This is a genomic window from Ruegeria sp. H6, from assembly GCF_056532975.1.
Genome location: NZ_JBQFOA010000003.1, coordinates 234,600 through 258,780, shown reverse-complemented (window position 1 = coordinate 258,780; position 24,181 = coordinate 234,600). Strand labels below are relative to the sequence as shown.

Annotated in this window: 20 protein-coding genes; 10 read left to right on the top strand and 10 right to left on the bottom strand. The window is 56.9% G+C overall.

The features are described 5' to 3' along the window. The first annotated feature begins 4 nt into the window (after positions 1–4). From ACR0AG_RS09035 to ACR0AG_RS08990, 10 genes are all read left to right on the top strand, one after another. Positions 5–1,651 carry a dynamin family protein gene (locus ACR0AG_RS09035; protein ID WP_480837967.1) on the top strand — a complete coding sequence of 549 codons (1,647 nt, stop codon included), beginning with the start codon at positions 5–7 and terminating at the stop codon, positions 1,649–1,651. A gap of 53 nt (positions 1,652–1,704) precedes the next feature. Then, a complete protein-coding gene (locus tag ACR0AG_RS09030; protein ID WP_480837966.1) occupies positions 1,705–2,106 on the top strand; it encodes a hypothetical protein in 402 nt (133 codons plus the stop codon). Positions 2,107–2,132: 26 nt separating this feature from the next. Then, positions 2,133–2,999, top strand: a complete 867-nt coding sequence (locus ACR0AG_RS09025; RefSeq protein ID WP_480837965.1) for a hypothetical protein — start codon at positions 2,133–2,135, stop codon at positions 2,997–2,999. A 69-nt stretch (positions 3,000–3,068) separates the two neighbouring features. Next, positions 3,069–5,111: a dynamin family protein gene (locus tag ACR0AG_RS09020; RefSeq protein ID WP_480837964.1), complete on the top strand. Its 2,043-nt coding sequence runs from the start codon at positions 3,069–3,071 to the stop codon at positions 5,109–5,111. After that, complete coding sequence (locus ACR0AG_RS09015) at positions 5,108–6,391, top strand: dynamin family protein (RefSeq protein ID WP_480837963.1); 1,284 nt, start codon at positions 5,108–5,110, stop codon at positions 6,389–6,391. The genes ACR0AG_RS09020 and ACR0AG_RS09015 overlap by 4 nt, the downstream gene beginning before the upstream one ends. 340 nt (positions 6,392–6,731) lie before the next feature. Beyond that, positions 6,732–8,963 (top strand): serine/threonine protein kinase, encoded by a 2,232-nt coding sequence (locus tag ACR0AG_RS09010; RefSeq protein WP_480837962.1) that lies wholly within the window; start codon positions 6,732–6,734, stop codon positions 8,961–8,963. Between the two features lie 201 nt (positions 8,964–9,164). After that, the gene (locus tag ACR0AG_RS09005) at positions 9,165–10,238 is read left to right on the top strand and encodes an FHA domain-containing protein (RefSeq protein ID WP_480837961.1); all 1,074 of its coding nucleotides are present in this window, start codon (positions 9,165–9,167) and stop codon (positions 10,236–10,238) included. Further along, entirely contained in the window at positions 10,238–11,017 is a 780-nt protein-coding gene (locus ACR0AG_RS09000; protein ID WP_480837960.1) for a PP2C family protein-serine/threonine phosphatase, read from the top strand. Before ACR0AG_RS09005 ends, ACR0AG_RS09000 begins: the two co-directional genes overlap by 1 nt. 22 nt (positions 11,018–11,039) lie before the next feature. After that, positions 11,040–12,302, top strand: a complete 1,263-nt coding sequence (locus ACR0AG_RS08995) for a type 2 periplasmic-binding domain-containing protein (protein WP_480837959.1) — start codon at positions 11,040–11,042, stop codon at positions 12,300–12,302. Between the two features lie 47 nt (positions 12,303–12,349). Beyond that, the gene (locus tag ACR0AG_RS08990; protein ID WP_480837958.1) at positions 12,350–13,453 is read left to right on the top strand and encodes a LysM peptidoglycan-binding domain-containing protein; all 1,104 of its coding nucleotides are present in this window, start codon (positions 12,350–12,352) and stop codon (positions 13,451–13,453) included. A 360-nt stretch (positions 13,454–13,813) separates the two neighbouring features. Here ACR0AG_RS08990 and ACR0AG_RS08985 read toward each other — a convergent pair whose 3' ends face one another. The 10 genes from ACR0AG_RS08985 to ACR0AG_RS08940 form a co-directional block, all read right to left on the bottom strand. Then, positions 13,814–16,027, bottom strand: coding sequence for an NADP-dependent isocitrate dehydrogenase (locus ACR0AG_RS08985; RefSeq protein ID WP_480837957.1), 2,214 nt, complete (start codon positions 16,025–16,027; stop codon positions 13,814–13,816). A gap of 241 nt (positions 16,028–16,268) precedes the next feature. Beyond that, positions 16,269–17,408, bottom strand: coding sequence for a tetratricopeptide repeat protein (locus ACR0AG_RS08980; RefSeq protein ID WP_480837956.1), 1,140 nt, complete (start codon positions 17,406–17,408; stop codon positions 16,269–16,271). 62 nt (positions 17,409–17,470) lie between these two features. After that, complete coding sequence (locus ACR0AG_RS08975) at positions 17,471–18,448, bottom strand: sensor histidine kinase (protein ID WP_480837955.1); 978 nt, start codon at positions 18,446–18,448, stop codon at positions 17,471–17,473. Beyond that, positions 18,436–19,113: a response regulator transcription factor gene (locus tag ACR0AG_RS08970; RefSeq protein WP_480837954.1), complete on the bottom strand. Its 678-nt coding sequence runs from the start codon at positions 19,111–19,113 to the stop codon at positions 18,436–18,438. The genes ACR0AG_RS08975 and ACR0AG_RS08970 overlap by 13 nt, the downstream gene beginning before the upstream one ends. Beyond that, positions 19,094–20,560 carry a DUF4153 domain-containing protein gene (locus ACR0AG_RS08965; protein WP_480837953.1) on the bottom strand — a complete coding sequence of 489 codons (1,467 nt, stop codon included), beginning with the start codon at positions 20,558–20,560 and terminating at the stop codon, positions 19,094–19,096. The genes ACR0AG_RS08970 and ACR0AG_RS08965 overlap by 20 nt, the downstream gene beginning before the upstream one ends. Positions 20,561–20,661: 101 nt before the next feature. Next, positions 20,662–20,916, bottom strand: a complete 255-nt coding sequence (locus ACR0AG_RS08960; RefSeq protein ID WP_480837952.1) for a hypothetical protein — start codon at positions 20,914–20,916, stop codon at positions 20,662–20,664. A 177-nt stretch (positions 20,917–21,093) separates the two neighbouring features. Then, a complete protein-coding gene (locus tag ACR0AG_RS08955; protein WP_480837951.1) occupies positions 21,094–21,303 on the bottom strand; it encodes a hypothetical protein in 210 nt (69 codons plus the stop codon). Between the two features lie 200 nt (positions 21,304–21,503). Beyond that, entirely contained in the window at positions 21,504–22,529 is a 1,026-nt protein-coding gene (gene galE, locus ACR0AG_RS08950; RefSeq protein WP_480837950.1) for a UDP-glucose 4-epimerase GalE, read from the bottom strand. A 100-nt stretch (positions 22,530–22,629) separates the two neighbouring features. Then, entirely contained in the window at positions 22,630–23,370 is a 741-nt protein-coding gene (locus tag ACR0AG_RS08945; RefSeq protein ID WP_480837949.1) for a proteasome-type protease, read from the bottom strand. Between the two features lie 11 nt (positions 23,371–23,381). Continuing rightward, the gene (locus ACR0AG_RS08940) at positions 23,382–24,179 is read right to left on the bottom strand and encodes a transglutaminase family protein (protein WP_480837948.1); all 798 of its coding nucleotides are present in this window, start codon (positions 24,177–24,179) and stop codon (positions 23,382–23,384) included. Between the last annotated feature and the right edge of the window lie 2 nt (positions 24,180–24,181).

Here is a 24,181-nt window from a genome sequence, read left to right as displayed (position 1 = left end):
AACCATGGCAAAAGATTCACATACCCGCTTCGTCTCTCCCAAAGCATTGGACCGCATCGAGCAGTGGTCTCGCCGCAAACCCGTTTTTGCGCTTATGGGAGAATTCAGTGCCGGCAAATCGACGCTGATCAACTTTCTTCTGCGCACACAGGCTTTGCCGACGCAGGTAACGGCAACGCAGCTGCCGCCTGTCTGGTTCAGCTGGGGCAATCGCTCGGCCTATGTGAAAGGCCACGATGGCAGCACGCAGGACATAACGCTGGACCAATTGGAACAGGTTGGTGTCAATGACGCGCAATTCATTCGAATTTTCCTAAAGGCTGACATTCTGGAAGCAGTCGATCTGATCGACACACCCGGTATTTCGGACCCAAAAATTTCGACGGACGTGTGGCAACGCGCTGTGGGCCAGGCCAATGGTGTCTTGTGGTGTACTCATTCCACCCAAGCCTGGCGCGAGACCGAACGCGCCACCTGGGTTTCGCTGCCAGAACGTCTCCAGACCAATTCTCTGTTGCTGGTCACCCGCGCAGATGCGCTGGGTCAGAAGGATCGCCAGAAGGTACTGCGCCGGGTCAACCGCGAGGCAGGCCATCTGTTCAACCGGTCCATTCTGTTTTCAGCGCGCGACGCCATTGAGGCACGGGACACAACCGGAGATGCCGAGCTTTGGGCCCGCAGTGGCGGTGGCAAGATGGTCGACAGTTTCCTTGAAATTACGGAACAGATCATGGCCAACCGCAAAACCCAGTTGGCCAGGTATCAGGTCGACCGTGCGATGTCCGGTGAACCCAAGATTTTGCCCAAACGCGTCAAGTCAAAAACGGAAACCGCTGAGCCGACACCGCTTCAGCTGGTCAACCCGATGGATGATGCGGTCGATGACGTTGTCACGAGCTTTCCTATTCGTCCCACACGCGTTGAACCCAGTGTCGAAGACAGGGATCGCCCCCGGATCGAGGCCGACGAGGCGGACCGCCTGCGCACGGAAATGACCCCCGAGGCAGACAATTCCGAAGAGGAGTTGCGTGCCTTTTTCCGTGATACTCAGGAAGACTCGCTGAAACTCGCGTCTGTGCCGGATGCACCGGAACAGGTGAAGGACGTCGATTTTGACGATTTCGCCGATGACGACACCAGCGAGGCTGAGCTGATCGTTCTGGGCGTCGAAGAGGACATGCCGCAGGATGAGGTCGAAGATATCTTCGCCGAAGACAACAGCACCGCCAACAATATCGAGCAGTCGGTTTCCTCGATCACGGCCCTGTTGTCCGAACAGTCGGACGGGTCGGATGACGATTACGAGCCCGAACCGGAATCCAATGCGCTGACCGCTGCAAGCGTCACAACGATTGATGATGTGGAAGAGGCCGACATTGAGGAAGAGGTCGACGATCTGTCTGCCTCAACGCTCGAACACCTGCTGAACGTACCCATGGGATCCCCGCTGAGTGCATCGGCCCTGTGGCGCGAAATCGTCGCGACCGAGAACCTGCCCGACGACGCCACAGGCCTTCAAAACGCCTTCGCCGCTTTCTTGAACGAGTTCGACCAGATTGCCCTGGAACATAGTGCACGTGCCGATAAAGAGGCCATGCAACCATTTCCAAACGCCAACAAAAACGGCGGGGCAGAACGACATGCATTGTAGCCTGATCCCGGATATGCGACGGCCTGAGTATTTCGAAAGAGACAGGTCGCCGAATGTCGATTGAAACCGCGATCCGCACTGCAATGAGTGCCATACCCGACTGCATCGCAGCCGGGTATGTCGATATGGAAACGGGAATGTTGCTGAGCGTGGATGCAGCGGACCCTGACGACGCAGAGGCGTTGGAAAACCTGGCTTTGGCTGTTTCAAACCTGTTTCAGGGGCGCGGCATCAAGGCATTTGAAGACCTGTTGCGGACGGCGGGTCTGGAAGATTCGGATCATCCGGGATTTGGGGAAATCGCGGTGTTCTCGAAAGACCGGCTGTATATCTTTCTGCGGACGCGGGAATATCCCGATCACGTAGTTTGTTATATTTGTCGCGACAGTGCCAATATCGGCCTGGCTCTGACCAAATCACATCTGAGCCTGGGTTCGGTGGCAGCAGCAGTTTAGACGGGACCAGAGGGGGTCACGGAGATATGGAAACAGAAGTCATTGAGATGCTGGGCAATATCAGCCGCAGCTCGGCAGCGCGCCTGTCTCCGGCGATTGATCTGGACGGTGACACTCCCGGTGATCGCCGGGCATCGGTGCTGTCCTCCATTCGCGGAACCATCCTGCCGCGCAGGCTTGAATTCACCGCCGCCAACGGGGCGAGCCTTGCCATCGAGGTCTCCAGTTCGCGGATTACAGACGTCTTCCGTTGCGTCGAGGGCCCGGTGCCTGATTTTGAAACGGAAACCCGAGAAGACCTGACAGAAAAGATGGCGCGGCTGCTAACCGATATCGCGGCAGCGCCCGGGCCATTGACCCTCGCCTCGCTCCGCCCCGACGTTGTTCTGGAAGCTGACGATGTGGGCCTGACCTTTTCCGAGGTTGAAACGGCCTGCAACCAGATCGAAGTTTCCGATGCCCCGTCAATCGCGATTGTGCCTGATCAGCCAGACCCATCCGATGCTGTCGAGCCCGAGGATGAGAAACAGCCCGCCCTTGCTGCAGGACCCGCGACCTTGTTCTTCGGAGGTTCTGAAAAGGTCGCTCTTGGGCGATTGCTGATGGGGGAACAGGGCGCGGCAACGGTCGAGCCCGAAGGTCTTTTCGCCGCCGGGCAACCGGTGCAGGTGGATGATGCGCTGCTCAAGCAATTCGCCCGTGATCTTTCCGGATGGCATGCCGAAAGCGGGACCGATCTGCCTCAGCTCATCGTCGTGCGGCCCTCTGAAGGTCAGGGGTCGGGGCTTGCCGTTCTGAGCGATGGCGCGCAGACAGCCACCGTTCTGCATGAAAGCCGCAAGCTTGGGGCCATCGTCAGCCTGTGGAAATCCCTGAAGAAAGCCGTCGAATAACCCTTTTCCTGCCCGATAGTGTCCATTTTGCATAGTTAACGAAAAAGACGAGTTACCAAGGTACATCTAATGAGTGAACTGAATCGCCACGAACTTATTCGCATCGCCGAAGATATGAATGAGATGAGCAATGACGAAACCCGTCATTTCCTCTCTCGTATTGTCGACGACCTGTCGAACCTCAAGCCCTCCATTGCTTTCGTCGGCCAGATCAAGGCGGGTAAATCGCGCCTGATCAACGGGTTCACCGGCCAGGCCGAATTTCTGCCCTCTGACGTAAACCCTTGGACAACCGTTATCACCGATATGCATTTCGGCCATCCCAATGGCCGGACTTCGGGGGCTGAATTTCACTTCTTCGACAACCGCCAGTGGCAAGCGCTGATCGCCGAAGGCGAAGAGCTGCGCAACATGTTCCCCGATGATGAGGACAGCTATAAGCGCGAAATGATCGAAGAGCAGGTCGAAGCGATGAAAACCCGCGCGAAACTGCGCTTGGGTGAAAGCTACAAACACCTGCTGGGTCAGCACCACGATCTGGACGAGTTGAATTCCGAAGATCTGGCCCGGTATGTCTGCGCGGGCGACGATCCCACCGAAGAAAGCGAACACGATCCCGGATCAGATCGTGGGCTCTACAGCGATATTACCCGGAAGGCCGAAGTCTATTTCGACATCGGCCATTTCCCGTATCCGATCACCGTCACTGACACACCCGGTGTGAATGACCCGCTTTTGATCCGCGAAGAAATCTCGCGCCAGTACCTCAAGGAATCCGACTTTTTCGTCGTTGTCCTGTCAGCCCATCAGGCGCTGTCACGCGCCGATCTGAAACTGTTCCGCCTGATGCAGGCCCTGGAACTGGGACAGATCGTTGTGTTCATCAACCGTGTCGACGAGCTGGGTGGTGGCGCTGAAGATGCGGGAAAGGTTCGTGCAGACGTGCTGCACGGACTGGAAAATGCGCTTGGCAATTCGGACGTGGACGTTCTGATGGGCAGCGCTCAATGGGCGCATTATGCCCTGACCGGTGATGAAACCGGCGTGGACCACGATCAGGTTCTGGCCTGGCTGCGGGCACATCCCGAGCAGATGAAGCAGTATCTGGAAGGCGTGGAAGAGATCAAACAGGGCCCCGGCCCGATCAGCCGCGAGGCCGTTCTGCGCTTTGCTGCGATGATTGCCTCCGGCCTGCCCGATTTGCGTCGTCACGTCACCCGCGCCCTGACCGAGGGCCCACGCCGCGAACAGCTGCAAATGGCATGGCAGCACCTCAACAGCTTTGCACAAGGTGAGCTGGATCGCAGCACGGCGCGTCTGCGGGCACTGGATGAACAGGCCGGCCCGAACGAAGAAGACACGGACGTCAACAACAAGACACTTGCAGACCTGCGCGCCCTGATTGCCGAAAAGACCGATGCCATCACCAATGACATGGATGACGTTCTGGCCAATCTGCGCGGTGTCATGGATGACACAGTTGCCGAGGCGGTGTCGATCGTTGTGCGCGGTCCGGACAAGCAGTCTCCGTTATTGGCGAAAGGTGGCGAAACCGAGCTGAACTTTACACCTCTGCGCGAACGCATGCGCGAGCTGGTTCAGGGCGCAACACAGGTCATCCGTCAACGCATGCTGAGCGAGCTCTATGCTGTCGACATGCAAAGCAACGCGGCGCTGCGTGCCCTTCCGGGTTGGCGGGAACCGGCGGACAATCGCATGAACACAAGCGCTGTACGCTGGTTTCGGCCGAATACAAGCGCTCTGACACGCGGTATCACGGTCGAATTGCGCGTGACATGGTTGTCACGGCTGATCTCGCGCCGTAGCGTTGTAAACAGAGCCGAGCGTATGATCGTTCAGGAATTCGAGATGATCGGGGACGACCTGATTGATACGGCCCGCAACGATCTGTCCGAAAGGATGCAGACCGTCGTGGACCACTATCTTGCATTGCTGACCGGCCATCTGGAACATCGCGTGGGCACATCGGGTTCCAACCCGCGAACCCAGGCACAACAAGACGTTGATCGCGCCCGGCGCATCACTGACGAGCTGAGCTCGGTCCTTGGCCCGGCACAGGCGCATGATCTACAAGCAGAGGCTGCAGAATGATTGAATTCCCCGGAACCGAGCAGGAAGTGCGAGAACTGGAGCGCTTTCTGACGGCAACCGAAAATGCGGACCCTTCGCCGGAATTGGGCGCGCTGCGTACACGTGCGCTGGCCCATGCCGAGCGGTTGTCCAATGCGGTGTCGATCGGATTTGCCGGGGAATTTGGTGCAGGCAAATCAAGCCTCGCGAACATGCTGGCGGGCGCCGATATTCTGCCAACGGGCCCTCAGCATCTAAAACTGCCTCTGGTCATTGTCGCCTGTGCGGATGAGCCCGAGACAACTGTCGGCTGGTGGAACAAAGACCCTAAGGTCTATTCCGGCATTGCGCTGGAAAAAGCCGCCGCGGATGAGCCGGATTTCATTTCGGTTGGGCTGAACACCCCTGCCCTGCGCGAGATTTCCTTGTTCGATCTGCCGGGATCGGGTGCGCTGGATGACACCTACAAAGAAACGCTTGATCTGCTGGACTATGTCGATTGCGCGATCTGGTGCACCAACGGCACCAATGCATGGCGCGAGACCGAGCGCCATCTGTGGCGCCAGGTGCCCGAAAAGCTACGCGGCAACGCTTTGTTGGCCGTTACACACGCAGATCTATTGCCGGATCAAGACGCTTTGAACCGTGTGGTTAAACGTTTGGACAAGGAAAAGGACGGGCTGTTTCAGGCCGTAGTCCCAATCGGTACGCCGGTCGCGGTGCGAGCGATGGCACAGGAGCCTGAACCGGATTTCGATCTGTGGGAATCCTGTGGGGGCCAGAACCTGGCGGAGCAGGTTCTGCGTGCTGCCGCCGAACACCGCCGCAAAGATCTGGAAGCTGCAAGGCAGGACTTGTCCGACAACCTGCTTCCGTATCTCGCAACCATCTCGGCAGATGAGCCGGCCAGCCCCGCCGATGAGACGCCCGTTCAATCTGGCCTGACTGCCGCACTGCCCGAGCTGAACAACCCTATTCTCGAAGACTGGCTGGCCGCGATTGCCAGCATTTACGACGATCTGCGGGCGTCGTCCGATATGGACCCCGCCACCTTCCTGCAAAACTGCCAGGAAATTGTCGAAGACTTTGCAGAAAGATTGGAGTCCGGTGCGGAAATCGATCCCAGTGCCGATTGGATTCCAGCCGAGTTTGAGAAGGCCACGGATCTGCTGCTGCTCTTGCAGTTTGAAAGCGGTGACACCCCTTTGAAAGACGCTGTCAGCATACTGGCGCAACTCAGTGACAACCTTGCATGGGCCGGAAGCACGGTGGCTGATGCGCCGTCCAAAACCGGCACCTGATCTTTTCCCGCTAAAATTGAGTCACATTTCTCCGAATCGGCGTGTCAAGAATCATGCACCGATTGTTTCGATTCCGTTGACCAAGCGCTAAAAACCAGAGAATAAGACTCCGGTCAATTGACCCCATAACACAATATATTGTGGTTCATACCACCCAATGATCAATATGTTCGATTTTAGAAAAATTGATCCATAGTGAAGCCATGCGGCGGCCCCATTAAAGTCAAATTTGAACCGTCTAACCGTTCTTAAGTGTCCTGCGGTTGTGTTTGGTTGTGAGTTCGTAGGCTTTGAGCCGTGTTATCCATGCCGCAAAAACGAGTAGAATGGGCGGGAAGAAATGAGCCACAACCAGGCTGTCGGCACTACGCACGACGAACCTCAGATTGAAGGACTACAATCCGGCGCAAAGCTTTTGCGCGGGCAGTATGAGATCCTTCGTTTCCTCAGCAATGGCGGTTTTGGCATCACGTATCTGGCGCGTGACAGCCTGGATCGTGACGTGGTGATCAAAGAGTGTTTTCCTGGCGCGCTTTGCCAGCGCAATGGCGACCTTGTCGAGGCGGCCAACCCCGATCACAAGGACGATCTGCGGGCAATCATCAACCTGTTCATTCAGGAAGCCCGCAATCACGCGCGACTGGTCCATCCCAATATCGTAGATGTTCATCAGGTATTCGAAGACAACAATACCGCCTATATCGCAATGGATCTGATCCGTGGTTGCGATCTGCTGGATTATATCGAAAACCCGGATAACAACGCCGGCCCTGACTTTATCGTTCAGGTCACCGAAAAGATGTTGTCTGCTGTGTCATTCATTCACCAAAGCGGAATGCTGCACCGGGACATTTCACCCGACAACATTCTGATCGATGAAAACGGCGAGCCGGTCCTGATCGATTTTGGCGCGGCGCGCGAGCAAGCGGCAAACAAATCGGCCGCGCTGCTGACGTTGCGCGTGATCAAGGACGGCTATTCCCCGCACGAGTTCTATGTTCGCGGCGCCGAACAGGGCCCAAGCAGTGACCTCTATGTTCTGGCGGCAACCCTGTATCATGCGATCAGCGGCGAACGCCCGATTGATGGGCAGTCGAGGCTGAACGCATTCAACAACGGTCAGCCTGATCCCTACACACCACTGACAGGTCGGTTCAAAGGCTATCCCGAGGATTTTCTGGAATCGATCGACAAAGCGATGGAGGTGCATGCCACCGACCGTCTGCAGTCTGCGCTGGATTTGTTGCGCATGTTCCGTGGCCCGGATGTGATGTTCGACACGTTTGAACACCGCCCGATCTCGGTGATTGTCGGAATGGACCGCAAGGACAAGAAGGCCGAGAAAGAGCGTATCAAAGCAGAAAGTGAAAACGCCGAAGCGGTCGTGACCGCGCTGTTGGCAGGAAACGCCGATCTTGCGCTTGGGAACGAAGAAAAGACCGACCGCGAACTGGCAAAATTCGCACCGGAAGATGAATTGCCAGCCGCCAAGGACACCGTTGTCAAAAGCGGTTCAGGCGGCAGCAGCAAAGCTATTGTACTGGGGCTTGTCGCTGTGGCGGCATTGGCCGCAGGTGGTTATTTTGTAATGTCGGGCAACACCACTTCGCCCGAAACGGCACCGGTAACGGCGCAAGTTCCGGAAGCTTCGGATACAGTCGTGCCAGCACCGGAACCCATCGAGCAAACCGCAGAGGCACTAACAGAGCCGGAACAGGCCGAGCCGATTGCGGTCACAGAAACGGACGTGGCAGACACGCAACCTGTCGAGCAGACATCAGCAGAGCCACAAGACCCGATTGTTGCAGAGGCAAATGAAGACGTTCTTCCTGTTGAAACAGAAGCGGTAGAGACGCCCGCAGAAGAAGCTGTTGCCGAACTTGCACCGGTCGAAGAAGCTGAACCCATTGCAGAGGTGGAAACACCTGTCGAAGCCGTCGAACCTGTTACAGCAACGCCTGTGAATCTTATGGACAACCAGGTGGCGTTTGCACATTGGGACATTGGTATGCCGTTCACCGTCTCACAACGGCGGACCTCGACCGGCAGCACATTTGTGGTCCAAAGGGTCTATGACGGACAGGACCTGTCAGTCATCGGCGACTGGGTCAAGCGCGATACTTCGATCTTTACACTCAATGGCTCGCCTGTGCGGTCCGACGCCACATTTGCCAGCCAGGTTCTGAACAATTTCTCGGTCGATCCGGATGGGTTCATCCGCGTCGCCGTCCGCTATCGTCCGATGGGCGAAACGCGCCCCCAAAATGGGCTCCTGGCGCTTCCTGCCAAACGCATGTTCGGGCTGGAAAACGGTGTGATGCTGGATGCCCAACATGTGGGTGACGCGGGATGGCAGACCGTGGTGGCTTCGGTCCCCGAAGGCGGCGCAGGTGACCTGCGGCCAGGCGATATCCTGTTGCGCGAAACACAGACGGAAACAGCGATCAGCGAAAGCGAAAGCCTGGATCAGGCTCTTACGGCATTGGTCTCAGAGAACCTGCCAGAGGCACGTTTCACAGTGCTGCGCAACGGCAGTGAGACATCTGCGGTTCTGCCGCTGGCACAGGAGTAAGTTTTACCGGTCGTATCAAAACCGCCAGCGGGTATGTGCTGGGATCGGTGAGAGCATCACCTTTCTGACGGGGGCCGGCCCGTTGCGGAGAAAATCAGTGGCCAACCCGGCCCGTCATCAGTTTCGCTGTGAAGAACACACGGTGAATTTTAGCAGCCCCGCGGGACGTTCCCCGCACCAGAATGAAAAGGTGTCGACACCATGTTTAAATATAAAAGCCCTCTCAGCCGGCTTCTCGAAGGTGCCGGCAAAACCAAAGAAGATGAGTCTGCCGAACTGGCCGCAGACACCGTTGCAGAGGCGGAACAGGATACGCAGCCAGAACCCATTGCCGACTTTAACGCCCTGCGTCAGGCTTTGGCCGGTGGCAACATGGCGTCCGAGACCTATGAGGAAGAAGAGACCGACGATCTGACCTCGGATGAGGCGATGCCAGGCTTCGAGGATGAGGTTCGGGAAGAGGTTTCCGCAACCGAAGAGCTTGAACAGCCCGAGGTCGAAGAGACCGCACCCGAAGCGTCGCAGGATGCGGACGAACAAATCGTAACCCTGCACCTGACACCAGCGGATTATGTTGATCCCGATATTCGCATGATGTCCGCGGTTGCGCACTCGGTCGAAGAAGAGATCAACGAAGAAGCTGCAGCCGAGATTGAGGCCCCCGAGCCTGAGGCCGTCGCTGAACCTGAAATCGTTGCGGTCGAAGAGACGCCCGCTGTGACCGAGCCTGAGCCGGTCGTGACCGAAGAACCGGTCGCCGAGACCCCGGTGGTGGTGGAACCAGCACCCGAGCCGACGCCCGCCCCTGCAGCAGCGCGCAGCTCGCGTGTGAAAACAACCTTCCTGGGCTTTGAACGTGCGGATACGCATGTTCAGGACATGATTGAGACCGCCGAGCCTGTGGCGAAAACCGAAACCGCCCAGCAGACCTTCCCGGTTGGCTGGCTGGTTGTAACATCTGGCCCCGGTCGCGGATCCTCGATCACGTTGACCGAAGGGTTGATGCAGATCGGTCGCAACGACGATCAGGCCATTCAGCTCGACTTCGGTGACACCGGAATTTCGCGCAGCAACCATGCCGTGATCGCTTATGACCCCGAAGACCGCAAGTGTTACCTGGGTCATGGTGGCAAAGCCAACCTAGTCCGCCTGAATGGCAAGCCTGTGCTCAGCACGGTGCCTTTGACCAGCGGCGACCTGATCCGCATCAGCGAAACCTCGCTGCGGTTTGCAGGCTTCTGCGATGATGGCTTTGACTGGAGGGATGCCGACTAATGCTGGCGACCCCTGCATATGATATCGCTCTGATCCTGGATCAGGGTCAGCGCGACACGCAGGAAGATGCGATTGCGGCGCGTGTCTCTGACACAGCCAACGCAGGCTATGTCGTCGTGGCAGACGGAATGGGCGGTCACGATGCAGGGGAAATTGCATCGGAACTGGTCGTCTCGGCCTGGCGCGACGCAATGGATACCCAGCTGGATGGTCCCGAGCTCAGCAAAGCCGGTCTGCTCGACGCTTTGCCAATGGCAGCAATGCAAGCCAATGCAGCCATAGCCACCCATGGAGAAGACCATGGGGTCAAGCTCGGCTCCACCTTGCTGGGTATGCTGATGCTGGACCAGCAGGTGTTCTGGATTTCGATTGGCGACAGCCCATTGTTCCTGTTTCGGGACGGCAAGCTTTCGCAGATCAACGAAGATCACTCAATGGCGCCCGCATTGCAGGCACAGGTCGAAGAAGGAACACTGAGCGCGCAAGAGGCCAAGACACATCCCGACAGAAACCAGCTGACATCAGTCATTATGGGTGCACAAATCCCCATGGTCGATTGCCCGGAAACGCCGCTCGATCTGACATCATCGGACATTCTGGTGCTTGGCAGCGACGGGTTACAATACCTGGAAAACACCGAAATCGAAGACCTCCTGACCACCCACGCGGCGGCACCGGCACGCGACATTTCTGATGCGCTGCTTCGGGCGCTGATCGCCAAGGGTGACCTTGATCAGGACAATATTTCTATCGCCGTCGTTAAGCCGGCTCACACATAAAATAGGCAGAGAAACAGGACCAATGAGAACCCATCTGATCATTTCCAGCCTGGCCTTAGCGGCAGCAACAGGTGCGGCTTCTGCGCAAGAAGCATGCTCAACCTACGAGATCCAGCGTGGCGACAGCCTGCGGGAACTGGCAATTGCCGCTTATTCCACGGAAAACTACAGCTTTTTGTACGACGCCAACCGAGAGATTATCGGCTCGAACCCGAATATCATCCGCGTCGGCGACGTTCTGACCTTCCCGTGTCTTGAGGATGTAGGCCGGGCAGCGCCGGAACCGGAGACCGAAGCCGAACGCATCGCTGTGGAAATGGCCTCGGAGCTTGTGAAAGCTGCGGAAGAGCGGGCCGAAAAGGCAATTGCTGCAGCCGAAGAACGGGTTGCCGCGGCCGAAGCCGAGGCGAAGAAAGCAAGCGAAGACGCTGTTATCGCCGCCCGTGCCGACGCACAGAAAGAGATCGAAGCCGCGCGCGCAGAGGGTGCCGCTCTGATCCGGAATGCGGCAAGCAGCGAACGGCCTGAAATTCGTGATCGGCAGCTGTTGCTGATTACAGGCGGAAACTACGCACCGTTTACCGACGAAGCACTGCCAAACCGCGGTCTTTATACGGCTTTGGTGGAAACAGCGTTTCTGCGCGCGGCCCCCGAACAAGGCTACAAGATTCAGTTCGTCAACGATTGGTCGTCACACCTGGACCTGTTGATGCCAACTCTGGCTTTCGACGGTACATTCCCGTGGTCGCGCCCGGATTGTGAGGTTGCGGATACACTGTCGGAAAGCGACCGCAACCGTTGCGAAACCTACAACTTCTCAAACCCGTTTTACGAGGTTGTCGATACCTTCTTCTCAAAAGAGGGATCGGGATACGAAACCTCGCTCAGCTATGCTGATTTTGTGGGTACAACCATCTGCCGCCCTGAAGGTTGGTCATTGTCCCACATGGATGCGGTCAACCTTTACGAGCCTGTCGTTACCCTGATGAGACCAGTGTCACCTGATGACTGCTTCCACGCCGTCATGAATGGTGAGGCTGACCTCGTGGCGATCGAGGCCCACCTGGCGGAAGACGCCATCACGCGGCTCGGGTATCAGCATCAGATCATCGAAAACCCCAACCTGGCGGCCATCAAACCGCTTAACGTCATGACCCACAAAGACAATCCGGATGGGGAAGCGATCCTTGAGACGCTCAACCAGGGTCTGGCGATCATGCAGCAATCCGGCGAATGGCGCGACATCGTTTCGACCGCCCTGCGCTATCAAATGGAAAACGGATAAGGTCCGAACAGGCCTGAAAACAAAATCTTCTGGAGGAAGTGGACATGATGAATAACAAACTGAAGAAAGCAGTACTGTCAGCCAGCGCAATCACGGGCCTTAGTGCAGGTGCCGCCGCAGCGCAAGAAGCGTGTAGCAATTATACAGTTACCGACGGTGACACATTGGCTACCATCGCAATCGCGGCCTATGGCACCTCGAACTATCAGCCTATCTTTAACGCAAACCGCAACGAAATCACCAACCCGGGCAACCTGCAGCCCGGCCTTGTTCTGGCCCTGCCCTGCGAAGATGGCAGCCTGCCCAACGGTCAAAGCGCGCAAGAACTGATTGCCGCTGAAGAACAGCGTGCAGCAAGCGTCAAGCGTTCGAATGTTTACGCTCCTCCGATCAAGATGGTCGCAGGCAATGGATGGGAGCCCTTTACGACCGAAGCATTGAACGGTGGCGGCATCATGACGCGCCTTGCGACAACCAGCCTACAGCGCGCAGGCAACAGCCGCGACTACTCTGTCAGCTTTGTCGACGACTGGAGCTCGCACCTGGACACATTGTTGCCGCTCGGCGCATTCGACATCTCGATCGCATGGACGGTTCCTGACTGTACCAACCGTTCGTATGAGTGGTCTTCGGAAACCGAAGCCCGCTGCACACAGTTCGTGGCTTCCGTGCCGGTTTATGACATCGTCGGTGGTTTCTTTACTCTGCCGGAAAGCGAATATGCCAACGCAACCGATTTTTCGGATTTTGAAGGCTCAACCATTTGCCGCATGGCCGGTTGGAGCATGGTGGTTCTTGAAGAGGTTGGCCTGAACCGAAAAAATACTTCGGTGGTTCAACCGAACACAGCCCGTGAATGCCTGGACGCAGTTTTGACAGGAACGGCAGATGTTGCAGCTTTTGAAGTCGAACTCTTTGCGTCGAACATGAAAGAAATGGGCCTGACATCCTCGGACATCGTCGAGAACCCATATGTCTCGACTCTGTCGTCGATGAGCTTCCTGGCACATCGCACCAATCCGTTTGCGCGCGAGTATATTGCGATGATGAACAAGGGCCTGAACGAAATGCGCGAGTCGGGTGAGTGGTACGCCATCATCTCAGACACCCTGCGTGAACAGAATGAAAAACTGAACGCCGCGTCGAACTGATCCCTCGGTTCACGACGTATCTATGGGCTGGTCTTCGGACCGGCCCATTTTATTGCGCCGGTATAGAGATTCGAAAACGGGCGGTTCTGCCGTTTCCCCGGTTTTGTATGCATAAAAGGCCCATAAACTACCGTTCAATGACAACAAATCGGGCCCGACTACGGGAATCCCCTAATATCCAAAGCGAGCACTGGGAGTAAGATGAAATTAACTACACCGGTAGGGCGTATGCCCCGCCACTCACTCAGAAAAAGGCTGGCTATGGGGGTCAGCCTTTTTCTAATTCCAAAGACCAAAAAAGCCGGCCCTTTCAGGCCGGCTTTCGTTTTTCAAAACTCACTTGAAGCGCTGGATCAGACGCTAGTCGATAATCGCATTCAGCGTTGCACTTGGACGCATGACCGCAGCAGCCTTTGCGGGGTCAGTATGGTAGTACCCCCCCAGATCTGCGGCCGCGCCTTGCGCCGCTGCCAGCTCCGACAAAATCTGCGCTTCGCCGTCGGCAAGCGTTTGGGCCAAGGGTGCGAACTCGGCAGCCAGATCGGCATCATCTGTCTGCGCGGCTAGGGCTTCGGCCCAGTAACGGGCAAACCAGTAGTGGCTGTCGCGGTTGTCGGGTTGCCCGACCTTACGGCTGGGTGAGCGGTTGTTGTCCAGAATGCCCTGAGTTGCCGCTTCGGCTGCGGCACCGAGAACCCCCGCCTTGGCATTGCCTTTGCTATCGGCAAGGAAGCTCAGCGACTCGCCCAATGCGCAGAATTCACCCATGGAATCCCAGCGCAGGTGGTTTTCTTCCACCAGTTGTTGGACGTGTTTCGGGGCAGATCCGCCCGCCCCGGTTTCAAACAAACCGCCACCCTTCATCAGCTTGACGATGGACAGCATCTTGGCCGATGTCCCCAATTCGAGGATCGGGAACAGGTCGGTCAGATAGTCACGCAGCACGTTACCGGTGATCGCGATGCTGTCCTTGCCCGCTGTGATCGTCTCCAGCGATTGACGGGTCGCCTCGCGCGGGGCAATGATCTGGAACTTGTCGGCCACACCCGCCGCCTCAAGCGCAGGTTTGACGTATTTGATCAGCTCGGCGTCATGCGCGCGGTTCGCATCCAGCCAAAAGATCGCCTCGGACCCTGTCAGGCGCTGACGATCCATCGCCAACTGGATCCAGTTCTCGATCGGCGCCTTCTTGACCGTACAAGCGCGCCAGATGTCATCTTTCTCGACCTCATGCGCGTGCAGCACGTCGCCATTGGCCAGAACGATGCGGATGGTCCCATCAGCAGGTGCTTGGAAGGTTGTCGGGTGCGAGCCATATTCTTCGGCCTTCTGCGCCATCAGGCCCACATTCGCCACGGCACCTGCGGTGGCCGGGTCCAACGCCCCGTTGGCTTTGAAGAAATTGACCGCCTCGTCATAAACCGACGCATAGCAGCGGTCCGGGATCACGCAATTGGTGTCACCCTTCGCACCTGTTTCGTCCCAACCCTTGCCACCAGCGCGGATCACCGCAGGCATCGAGGCGTCGATGATCACATCCGACGGCACGTGCAGGTTGGTGATGCCCTTGTCGCTGTCGACCATATACATGGACGGACGGTCACCCTTCAGCGCATTGATGGCGGCGACGATATCGGCGTTGTCCTTCACCCGCTCAAGCAGATCACCCAGGCCAGAGTTTGGGTTCACACCCAACGCATCTAGCTCGGCACCGAAAGCTTCGAACACGGGCGCCAACCAGGCCCGCACGGCATAACCAAAGATGATCGGGTCGCTGACCTTCATCATCGTGGCTTTCAAATGCAGCGAGAACATGGTGCCGTCTTTTTTGGTATCCTCAATGGCTTCCGCCAGGAACTTGGACAGCGCCTTTACAGACATGAATGTCGCGTCGGCTACAGTGCCTTCTTCCAACGGCCAGCCGTCTTTCAGAACCGTGACACTGCCGTCTTTACCCACAAATTCGATCTTTGCATCCCCGGCCTGCGCCGCGGTGATGGTGGCCGATTTCTCATTGGCGTAGAAGTCGTTGCCCGGCATGGACGAGACTTTGGTTTTGCTGTCCGAGGCCCACGCACCCATCGAATGAGGGTTCTTCTGGGCATAGTTTTTCACGGCTTTGGCAGCGCGCCGGTCACTGTTACCCTCACGCAGAACCGGGTTCACGGCCGAGCCTTTGATGGCATCGTAGCGTGCACGCACGGCTTTCTCTTCGTCTGTCGAAGGCTCTTCGGGATAGTTCGGAATGTCATAGCCCTGGCTTTGCAGCTCTTCGATGGCCGCGACAAGTTGCGGGACCGAGGCCGAGATGTTCGGCAGCTTGATCACATTGGCATCCGGCGTCTTCACCAACTGGCCCAGGGCGGCCAGATCATCGGTGATACGCTGCGCTTCGGTCAGCTTTTCCGGGAAGGTGGCAATGATGCGCCCGGCCAGCGAAATATCCTTGGTGCCAACGCTGACACCCGCGGCCGAGGCGAACTTGCGGATGATGGGCAGGAAGGACGCGCTCGCCAGCTCCGGCGCTTCGTCTACAATGGTATACAATATATCGAAGTTCGATTTTTCTGCCATATTCCCTTACCTTTTTTAAGCCTTTCGGGGCGTGCGATCCAAGAGTACGTGCCACATGCAATTCGGGCACCGAGCCGTAACGGAGCAATAACGCCCCACCGGAGACTCTGATTTGACAGGGCCTCCCTTAAATCAGGATGCGCCCGGGATCAATCATCATTCGGGGCGCATTTTGACACGGGGGACGGGACGTACACGATTGATGTTTCCATAGTGAGATAAAACCTAACCTTCCAAAACGTCAGGAGTCCGACAGCTGTGGAAGTGAATACAGTGTACCGAAGTCTGTTTTTTTAAACATATGGTTCACATAGTCTGAAATAGCTTGGTTCAGATGCTCCTCTGATCCGGTGTCTGCTAGTTGGCTAACGGTGACGCCTTCTTTGCGAACGATGTGTAGCAGAAACTTTCTGCCATTTGTGCCAGCGGTTCGCAGAAAGTTATGCATTTCATTCCGCGCGAGCTCCTTTTGGCCGAACTTCGAAAGTAATATTGCCCGCACAATCCATTCCGAGTTTTGACCGACGACTACCCAATTCGAAAATCGTTCGAACCACCCGTCTACAAAGGCCATTTCGGAGTACCTCTTTGCCAAATTCAGCTTGGCGTAAAAACCAACATTCTCTATTCCTCTTTCGTCGTCCCCCAAAGCGAAGTGAATAAGCGCGAGAAACAAACGCCCATCCTGAGAGGAAGGCATTTTCTCGACATATGCTTCAGCGATTTGTAAGGCTACAGGAAGATCTTGGTCGCCTTTGAGAAAGGAGATTATGCTGTATTCGTATACCCAATCACTGTCGGGCCACCTTGTCCGCGCGACAACCAACATCTCGCGAACACTCTCGTAGTCTTCCTGCCCGTAGCGTAGGTTCACCAGATCATCAAAAGCATCCTGGTGGTCTGGGTCAATCTCCAGAGTTTTCTCATAGTCCGCTATCGACGCATCAAAATTCCCTTGAATGCGGTGCAACTTGGCCTTGTTATAGAGGACGTAAGTGTTGTCATCATCAATCTGCAGCGCCCGCTCGACGTCTTCCAGAGTAGCGGTCTGATTATCCAGCGCATTGTTCGAATAAGCGCGCCAAACTAGTGTTCGAGTACGCTCTGGGTAAAATGTTAACGCAAGGTCCGCATCCTCAACAGCACGAGCGTATTGGTTATTTCGATGAAGCGCTTCAGCGCGTGTCGCATAGAACAAGAAACGAAGGTTTTGTGGCGTCTCGCTGGCATTGATCAGAGTTGTGCAAGCAGCAATTGCATCCGCCGAATCTGATTTTTCGCTTATACACACACCCGCCAAATCCTCAGACTTGAGCGGCTCTGTGTACCAGAGCAACGCGGCGGCACATATGGTAATCAAAGCGGCAAGGCGGATCTTCATTCAAACTCCTGAAACTAAAAAATACTCATCTATAGGTAGTGATGCGCGAGGTTGTTTACAAGTTAACTGCCTCCCGGCCCCATCGGAAAGCGAATCTCAAAACGTGCCCCGACATCCGACTGCGCCAGCGAAATACTTGCGCCATGGGCACTCAGAAGATTGGCCGCAATGGTCAGGCCCATCCCGGTGCCGCCCGTCTCGCGCGTTGTGGTGAAGAACGGGTTGAAAATGCGGTCGCGATTGCCCTCGGTCACGCCCGAACCGTCATCGTGAACGATCAGCACGCCGGGCAAGGCGGTCAGTGTCACATGGCGCGCACCATGACGACCGGCGTTGTCCAAGAGATGCTGCAGCACCAAACGCAGACCCGTGGCCGCAAGTGGCAAAGCCTGGTCCGGATGCTCGACGTGCAAATCCAGATCCGGAAACCCGTCGCGCAACTCATCGGTCAGTGCCGATAGGCGGGTTTGGCCATGATGCTCTGGCGCGCGGGCCGCTGCGACATGGTTCAGCGCACTCAATTGGGCCTGCATCTGGGCATTTGCGCCTAGGATTTCCGTTAGCAACTTACTGTCTTGCCAGGACAGAGAGCCCGCATCCTGCAACAATTCCCCAGCCGCCTGAATGGCCGTGACCGGTGTCTTAAGCTCATGCGTAACATGGTCGGCAAATGTACGGATGGATGCCTCGCGCCGTTGCAATGTGTCGGCCATCTCCAGAACCGAACCCGCCAATTGCGACAGCTCTTGTGTGCCATATTGGTCCGGCGGATCAGCCGGTTCTCCGTGCTGCACCGACGCCGAATACCGCGCCAGCGCTTTGATCGGGCGCAGCAGCAAACGGACAAGCAGATAGCCCAGGACACATGTCGCAAGCCCTATGCCTACAGCCAGCAGGGCTGCGGCATTTCGAAAGCCGACCTCGGGGGCGAGATATCGCAATGCGATCAGTCCCAACAGAGACAAGGCCAAGGTTCCGGCCAAACCGCCGCCCAGAACGAACCCCAGGGTCGGGCGCCATTTGCCTTTCACGTTGGCCATTCGCCCATCCGCAAACCGATGCCGTGTATGGTTTCAATCGCGCCAGACCATCCGCTGTCTCCCAGCTTGCGGCGCAGATTTCTGAGATGGCTGTCAAGCGTGCGATCCGCAACGGCGCTCCCTGCGCCGTAAATCGCATCCAGCAATTGCGGGCGCGAAACGATGGCCTCGGGCGTTTGCATCAGGCGGCGCAGGATGGAAAGTTCTGTCGCGGTCAAGGCCAAAGCCGCACCGTTCACGCGCACGGAATGCCCGGCGACATCCAGTTCAAGCGGCCCGTGACGCAGTTGGATCGCCGCCCCGCGAGAGGTGCTGCGTTTGAGGATCGCCTTGATCCGTGCCACCAACTCACGCGGGCTGAAAGGTTTGGTGACGTAGTCATCGGCCCCCAGTTCGAGCCCCAGAATTCGGTCGATCTCATCATCTCGGGCCGTTAGAAACAGGATCGGCACATCTGATCGGGCCCGGATACGGCGGCAGACCTCAAGCCCGTCGAGTTCGGGAAGACCGACGTCCAATACGATCAAGCCCGGGTTGTCGCGCATTGCGCAGGTCAGTGCCATCTGCCCATCCCGGGCTGTGATCACATGATATCCCGCACGGTCCAGAGTGATGGCAACCAGTTCGCGCAGGCGGGGGTCGTCATCAACGACGAGAATTTTCATGACCTGTCTCCGCATTGCGCACTGCCTGCAGATTACGAAGGACGCGATCCGCACGAAACCCCCATTCCCGCCAGTTTTCGACCTTTGGAGCCTCGATCCGGCACCCGACCGAACGGGGCGAGGTGGCAATCTGGGCTGCAGCCATCGGGCCAAGCTGGCACACATAATATTCATCATATCGCGCTGTGTGACGCAGGTTCTCGCGCGCAATCAATGCTGCAAAATTGATGAAACAACAGGCATAGAGAACGCCGACCCCAAGTCCGGCTGACCAGATCATCAGCCAGCGGTTCGATTTTCGCCGCACGATTTGCCACCCGGTCAGGCACAGCCCGGCGGCCACCAGCCCCATCCAAATCGCAGCATGGACCCGCAGATAGGTCAGCCCATAGGCCTCGACATACAAAGACAGACGCAACAGGGACGAGATAACCAGAAGGACATTCTGCGCCAACCATGCCGCCATCCACAGTTTCAACCCTCTGCGCTGGTCCAGATAGGGACGTGCGGCCAAGGCAAATGCCCCCGCCAGCAGCGCCGTGACAACCAGCGGGTAGGCCCCGCGATGCGCGTATTCCGCATGGCTCATGCCATCGGGCAACTCGGCATTGCCCCACAGGTAGAGGACGTCCAGAACCGTCTGCGTGCCAAGCAGCAGGTTAAACAGGACCAACGCATTGGCGACAGATTGAGCGTTCAACCCGAAACGAGGGATCATGCCTGGCAGGCGCGGCCCTTGTTTTGCGGCAAGCAGGTCGGGCCGCATCGAAACGGCCAGAACCGGCCAAATCAGCAAGGCGGTTCCGATCCAAAACAGAACACGCTCGAACCGGAAATCGAAAGTCCAGATCTGGTCAATCAACTCGGACAGGATCGGGTTTGCGGAAATCAACAGGCTGGCGAGAACCAATGCTCCACCTGCCGGAAAAGCCCAACTGCGCCAAAAGCGGGTTTTCTCTTCTTTCTGGTCCGCAAAAGCAGGCGCATTCTGCGCGGCCCAAAGGATGTACCGGATCCCCAGCTGCGGCACCAACGCCAGAAACCGCCTGACCGTCGACCCATCACGATATCCACTCGCGGCCCAGCATAAGGCGGTGACAGCGCCGGCAAGCAGGATGAGGACGGACAAGGTTTGCACATAGTCCATAACCGGCAGCAGGCTGAGGAACACCAGGCCGGCTGGTCCGGTCAACTTTGAAGGTTCAGGCACCAACAAGACCACAGCACCTGCGACCGCTGCTGTATAGATCGCCAGCGACACGCCGACCGAATGGCCAAAGAACAAGAAATCCGCCAAAAGCACCAAAGCCAGCAACAAGCCTGCGGCTTTACCAGTGGCTCGGCGCGAGGTTTTCTTTTCTCGTGGTTCAGGCTCGTCGCTGGCGCCAATCCACCAGCTGTCCTGCAAGATCGAGGTGGGAACACCCCGTACTACAAACTGTCCCATGTACTGCTCCTTCATTATGTCCGAGCAGTTTTTGGCGACAGAAGATGCAGATCGTTACACAGGAGTTGTGCAGGTTTTGTGCAGTCCGAGGATTTAAGGCGTCAGATCCGGCTGTCTGTTTCCGATCCACCGGAAGAGCGTTTGGGATCAATCCCGAACATCGACACGCGGGATCCGTCAGCTTCCGCTTTTCTGCGAGAAATAAGAAAATACAGCAGGCTGACAGCCAGAACAGAGATAGATCCGACAACGCAATAGGCCAGCAAAGCAAGCAGCAGCCCATACCCGAAGATGAATACCGCAGCACCCGCAAGCGCGCCCAGAATGACACCTACGATGATCGCTCCAACGAACATTATGCTCCTGACCTGCACTCAACCCAGACGAAACCGGGTGCGATGCCCTACACCTCAATCTAGATCATGCACCAGTTAATTCGAGCTTGCACATAGAAACAGGCAATTGCCTGCTTAGAACGGGCAGAAACTTGCCAAAAACACCCAAAAATAGTCCGGTTTTTGCCGGTCTGAGGTTCAACCGTCTTGCGACGTGGTCAGCAAACGCGCGTTGGGGTGCTGTCTGGCGCTACTGCGAACGGCAACCGCGCCAGCGGCCGCCAGGATCCAGACCGTGCCAACCGTTGCATAAAGAGCAAGTGCAGCCAAAAATGACGCGCCCGAAACCATCCCGATGACAGCGGCCAAAGTCGCGGCAAGAATTCCCGAAAAAACCAGACAAACCATAAACTCGCTGCATCCCTGTATGCGTGACAATGAGGCCATTTTGACCCGTAAGCGTTAACCAAAAGAAAACGCGCAAAAATGGCGAAAATTGGTCTGTGTTTATGGCTTTTTTGGACTGAGCGACGTCAAAACCGGGCGGCTCTTGTGTATTTGGTCAAATATCGAAGAACTTCTATTGGCACGCAATAACCGAGCCAGTCTCAGCCCTGATCTTGGGATTTCGCGCTGCCGGTCTGAATCCAGTGCCAACTGGATTCGCACATGTCATCAAGATCGCGCTTTGCTTCGAAGCCCAGCACAGTACGGGCTTTTTCCGGGTCAGCATAAGAGGCGGCAGGATCACCGGGTCGACGTGGTGAAATGCGATGCGGGATGGCGTGACCACAGGCCTTGGAATAAGCGTTCAGCATCTCAAGTACCGAACATCCCCGCCCTGTTCCCAGGTTGACAAGATGGCCCGCATCATCCCGGAACAGCGCCGCAAGGGACAGCACATGCCCTTCGGCCAAATCGCAAACATGGATGTAGTCACGGACACCCGTGCCATCCGGCGTCGGATAGTCATTGCCAAAAACTGAAAGTTCAGCCAACTCGCCCACGGCGACTTTGGCAATATATGGCATCAGGTTATTGGGAATGTCCCGGGGATCCTCACCAATCAACCCCGAAGCATGCGCGCCAACGGGATTGAAATAGCGCAACACACCGATCGACCAGCGCGGATCGGACGCGCAAACCTGTTCAATGATATCTTCGCCAACAATCTTGGAATACCCATAGGGGTTTGTGTGGCTCCGCGGTGCTGTTTCCGGGATCGGCAGTATGTCGGATGCGCCATACACGGCGGCCGAGGATGAAAATACCAGCTTGTAGACACCGGCTGACTTCATCGCCTGCAACAGGCTCAGCAATCCGCCGATATTGTTTTGCGCATAGTCCAAAGGGTTCTCGACGCTTTCGGCCACCGCCTTATGCGCCGCAAAGTGGATGACGCCGTCAAACTGATATTGCGCGAACAGGGCTTGCAGTTGCTTTTGATCCTGAACGTCCATCTCGACCACGTTGGCGGGACCGCCGGTGATGTCCTCAAGCGCCTTTGGAACACGGCGGAGGGCGTTCTGGAAATTGTCGAGGATGACAACCTCATACCCGGCCTCGATGAGCGCCACATAGGTATGAGATCCGATATACCCGGCACCGCCGGTCAAAAGAATGCGTTTGGCCATGCGCCCAACTTCTAGAGGCTTGGCCCGCCAAGCTCAAACCGAAAGGTGAATCGCACGCTTGAGCTTTGCGAATGTCGGGGCGATGCCCGGGGATGGGCCCTCAGTCACCACTCGCGTCATATTCCGGCAGCTTGGCCAGGGCGGATTTCAGCGCGTCACCCCACCCTTCGGATATGGTACGAAAATAGGGATCATCACCCTCAAACCGGGTGCGGGTTCCCGGTTGCAGGCTGTCTTCGTCGTAAAGGAACAGGTCCAGCGGCGTTCCAACCGACAGGTTCGCCTTGATCGTCGAATCAAAACTGACCAGCAGCAGCTTGACGGTCTCGGGAAAGCTCATGTCAGGGTCGTAGGCGCGCACCAGAATGGGGCGGCCATATTTCGTTTCACCAATTTGAAAGAACGGCGTGTCGTCCCCCGCTTCGATGAAGTTGCCCTCGGGATAGATCAGGAACAATCGCGATGGCCCGCCCGCGATCTGCCCCCCAAGGATCAGGGTCGCGTGAAAGGCGCTGTCGGCTTGCTGACCCGAGCGCGCGTGTTGTTCGATGACATCGTTGAGCGTCTCGGCCACCAATTGGGCGACCTGAAACATGGTCGGTGCCTCATGGATGGACGGAGCGCGATCCGCCGGGGCTTTGGTGCGTTCTTCCAGCAGGCTGATCGTGGCCTGCGTTGTTGCCAGGTTGCCCGCGGTCAAGATGGTGATCGAACGATCCCCTTCGACCGTCCAGTTGAACATCTTGTTAAAGGTAGAGACATTGTCGACCCCCGCATTGGTGCGCGTGTCAGACATGAAAACCAGCCCGCGATTCAGCCGCATCCCCACAGCGTAGGTCATTTATCTCTCCGTTATTGCTGTGCGACCTGCAATTGCACCGTCAACTGCTCGCCCGCGGCCCCTATTCGGCTTCCTATTACCGGTGCAGCCTGCGCATAGTCCAGACCGGTGGCGACGCGAACGTAACGATCATCCGGAGAAATTCCGTTTGAGACGTCGAACCCAACCCACCCGAGCCCGTCCAGATGCACTTCGGCCCACGCATGCGTGGCGTCCTGCAGCTCGGTTTCGTTCATCATCAGATAGCCCGAGACATACCGCGCCGGCAGACCCATCTGGCGCGCCGCCGCAAGGAACACATGCGCGTGGTCCTGACATACCCCGCAGCCGGCATCGATGGCGTCTTCGGCGCTCCAATCCGGGCGCGAGCTGCCAATTTGGTAGGTCACGCGTGCCCGAATGGCACCGGACAAGGCATGCAATTGCGACAAGTGATCGTCATGGGGAAGGGACTTGACCAAATCGGTCACGCCTTTTCCGGGCTTGGTCTGGCCAGTGCTGCGCTGAAACAGCCAAAGCGGCGTCGACCCTGCGTGTCGCCCAAGAACGCCGTTCGCATCTGTGACGTCAACAACGCCTTCAGAGGTCAGAGAGACCGATTGAGTGTTGGTCTTGAAACTGATCAGCTCAACCGTGTTACGGTGATAATCCTCAAAGCTCAGCTCTTTCTGGCCGCCCGTGACTGTAGTGGTCCAGCTTAGGATCTTTTGGTTGCGAAAGGACTTGGGCGTCTTTCTCAGCTGCTGCAGGCCAAAAGCGACAGGGGCGTCGAAATCATATCGGGTTTCGTGTTTGATGTGCAGTTTCATGG